This window comes from Mesorhizobium sp. M7A.F.Ca.CA.001.04.2.1 (genome assembly GCF_003998485.1).
GTDB classification, from domain to species: Bacteria; Pseudomonadota; Alphaproteobacteria; order Rhizobiales; family Rhizobiaceae; genus Mesorhizobium; species Mesorhizobium ciceri.
In genome coordinates, this window is sequence record NZ_RZQT01000246.1 from 1 (window position 1) to 3,479 (window position 3,479).

At 63.2% G+C, this 3,479-nt stretch carries 3 protein-coding genes; 1 reads left to right on the forward strand and 2 read right to left on the reverse strand.

Features of this window, described 5'->3' with window-relative positions:
- Window positions 1–57 precede the first annotated feature (57 nt).
- Together EN955_RS33985 and EN955_RS33990 are read right to left on the reverse strand one after the other, a co-directional pair.
- Window positions 58–1,239: a lytic murein transglycosylase gene (locus EN955_RS33985; protein WP_024501481.1), complete on the reverse strand. Its 1,182-nt coding sequence runs from the start codon at window positions 1,237–1,239 to the stop codon at window positions 58–60.
- A 257-nt stretch (window positions 1,240–1,496) separates the two neighbouring features.
- Window positions 1,497–2,297 carry a GH25 family lysozyme gene (locus EN955_RS33990; RefSeq protein ID WP_024501480.1) on the reverse strand — a complete coding sequence of 267 codons (801 nt, stop codon included), beginning with the start codon at window positions 2,295–2,297 and terminating at the stop codon, window positions 1,497–1,499.
- 229 nt (window positions 2,298–2,526) lie between these two features.
- On the opposite strand from EN955_RS33990, the gene EN955_RS33995 reads away from it, so the two are divergent.
- Window positions 2,527–3,479: serine hydrolase (locus EN955_RS33995; RefSeq protein ID WP_164769964.1), on the forward strand; the 953-nt coding region annotated here is incomplete at its 3' end.

Here is a 3,479-nt window from a genome sequence, read left to right on the forward strand (position 1 = left end):
GAATAGGGGAATAGGGGTGGCGGCAGTCACTGCTTCGGGCTAATTTGCCCTACTGCCCTATAATTTTCCCAAAAGCTCCGGCGTCGGCCAGCCATCCACCGGCAAACCTAGCCGCGTCTGCTCCTTGCGGATCGCCTCGCGGGTGTTGGTACCCAAAATGCCGTCGACGGTGCCGACATCGTAGCCCTTGGCTTCCAGCTTGGTCTGCAACGCCTTCATCTGCTCATTGTTGAGACCGGTCTCGGGATTGCGCGGGTCCAGCGGCGGAGCGCCTGCCAGCCGTGCGGCAAGGTTGGCTGCCGTCAGCGCATAGGTGAAGGACTGGTTCCATTCGAGATAGACGTCGAAATTGTCGTAGGTGAGGAAGGCTGGCCCCTTGCGGCCCATCGGCAGCGCGAGGCCTGCTTTCAGGCCGTTGTCGACCAGCGGCGCGCCGCTGGGGTAGGTGACGCCCCATTGCGCCCACTGCGACAGCGGCAGCTTGTTGGTGCGACCGGTCTGATCCCACGGCATGTCTTCGGGCACGCGGACTTCCTGGATCCAGGGCTGGTCGCGTTTCCAGCCGCGCGACAGCACCTTGTTGGCAGTGGTCATGATCACATCAGGCACGCTGCCGCGCAGGTCGATCTTGCCGTCGCCGTCGCCGTCGACGCCGCGTGCCAGATAGTCGGAGGGCAGGATCTGCGTCTGGCCGATCTCGCCGGCCCAGGCGCCCCTGACATCGGCCGGCAGCACGCCGCGATCGATCAGTTCCAGAAGCGGCACCAGCTGTTGCCGGAAGAGCTGCGGCCGGCGGCAATCATGGGAAAGCGTCACCAGGGCGCTCAGCGTGTGGAAGTCGCCCTGCACGGCGCCGAAATCGGTCTCCAGCGCCCAGAAGGCGGCGATGATCGGCGCCTGGACGCCGAACTGCTGGTCGGCGCGGGCGAAGACATCCGCGTATTTCTTTATGTTCGCCGCACCTTGCTTCAGGCGATAGGCCGAGATCATTCGGTTGGAAAACTCGACAAAGGTTTGGGTGAAGACGCCCTGGGCGCGGTCGCGCGCCAACACCTTGTCATCTAAGGTTGCCGCTTCAAGGGCGTCGAGACCCACTGCACCTACGCCGGCCGCCCTGGCTTCCGCGGCGACGCCCTGCTTCCAGGATTCGAAGTCGCCGCCGCATTCCTGCGCCATCGCCGGCAAGGCCGTGGCGCACAGGGTCAGCGCAGCCGCGAGGACTTTGGAACGCAGTCGCATCAGCTTCCTTTCGAAACGAACAGGGGGTCATTTGTTGTGCTCCCCCCGGGAAGCCCAACGCCCTGAATTACCGGCGGTTGCACTCTTTACCGCTGGCTGTGTCGAAAAGCAGGCGGCAGGCCCGGTGTCAACGGTGTTCTGCGGCAGCTTCTCTGCTGGAGTGATTTGATCCAGGGCGGTGCTGCAGTTGAACCGGTTCAACGGAAGCTCTGCTGGAGTGCTTTTGATCCAGGGCGGTGCTGCCGTTGAACCTGACGTCAACGGGTGTTCTGCCGCAGCCATTTGTTCCAGGCGGCTTCACTGCCGTTGAAGACGTTGATGTCGGACTTGCCGGTCATGCCGGGAACGATGCCGGTTCCGGTGTACTGCCAGAAGGTGAAGGGGTGGCTGCCGTATTTCTCACGCGGATGGCCGGCGACGGAACGCAGCCAGTAGGGATAGCCGCGGAACCCCGACAGCCCGTTGTCGTCGAAGAAGTCGACGGAAGTGTAGATGATCGGCTTCTTGCCGTAATGGCGTTCGACGATTTCGAGGAAGGTGGTCATCTCCGCGCGCACCGTGGCGGCGTCGGGACGCAGCCTGCAGGTCGGCGATTGCGGGTTCCATTCCATATCGAGGACCGGCGGCATCGCCGAGCGATCGACGGGGACGTTGCGGATGAACCAGCGCGCCTGAACGGCAGCCGGGGTGCAGAAATAATAGAAATGATAGGCGGCTCGCGGAATCCCGTTGGCCTTCGTGCGCGCCCAATGCTCGCTGAAATACCCGTCGAAACGGTCGCCGCCCTCGGTCGCCTTGATGAAGGCGAAGGAGATGCCGCTGGCCCTGGCAGCCGGCCAGTCGACCGAGGTCTGGTATTTGGAAACATCGGTGCCGTGGACGGCATAGTTCCACGGCGCGCCGCTCTCCCATTCATGCGGCTTGGAGTCGGCAAAGCGCGGCGCGCGCACGGCAACCGTCGGGCTGCTCGAAGCGGATGGCGACAGCGGCGAGAGATCGTCGACGGTCGAGCAAGCACCAAGCAGCGCTAGCATGATCAGGCCCGCAAGACGGCGCATCGCAATTCCCGAGCCGGATTCAGCCGGTCGCTGATGGGTCTCTACACTGTTGGCCTGCTTTGTGATCGGGGCCCCTCCGAACGATCGCCCCACAGCATCGCTCAGCATATCCTGTGATCGCCGATCATGGTTGATAATCCGTTGATGGCGCTCGACAAGCATTGTGATTTGCGGAAGCAATGGCGGCAAATCGATGACATAAGGGTCGGGCAGGGCCCGGAGGAAATAAATGCGGATCGTGGTCAAGATCGTCAAATGGCTGCTTGGCCTGATCGTCCTGGTGATCGCAGCACTTTTTGCCTGGCTTTATATCGCGCCACCGGAGTTGATCAGGGTCGGCTCGGGCTACTCGGCCAAGATCGTCTGTTCGAACGTTTTTATCGCCGGCCGCGATCCCAATGAGGTGCTGGCCGTCGACGTGCAGGCACCCGGGCATCCCCTGCTGCGGTTAATGCGGGTTTCGGTGGACAAGAACAGGGGAACGGTGTCTGCCGGCCTGTTCGGGTTCCTCGGCAAGAGCGTCGCCGTAGCCCGCGACGGGCTTGGCTGCGCTTCGGTTCCGGACGGCGACGTAGGAAAGGTGCGGCGGACCGCGATCCAAGCGGGGCCGTCGGCAGTCATCATGGGCGACCTGTGGCCGGAAGGCGAACGGGTCGAGGCATCACAGGATCCGGTTGTTGCCAAGCTGCTGGACGATGCGGCGCTGATCGGCACCGGCATGCGCGCAGTGGTGGTGGTCAAGAATGGCCGTGTCGTCGCCGAGCGCTACGGCGATGGCTTTTCCGCCAGGACGCCGCTGCTCGGCTGGTCGATGACCAAAACGGTGAATGCCGCCATCGTCGGTACGTTGGTCAAGGACGGCAAGATGGCTTTCGACAACAAAAACCTATTTGCCCCGTGGAAGGCGGACGGCCGCGCCGCGATCAGCCTTGCCGACATGATGGCGATGTCGAGCGGGCTGGAGTTCAACGAGGATTATGGCGACGTCGCCGACGTCACGCGCATGCTCTATCTCGAACCTGACATGGCGGGCTTTGCCGAATCCAAGCCGCTGGCTGCAGAGGTCGGCAAACAGTTTTCCTATTCGAGCGGCACGGCGGTGATGCTGTCGCGCCTCTGGCAGGACGCGGTCGGCGACAAAGCCAGGGCGCTGACCTGGCCGCGCACGGCGCTATTCGAGCC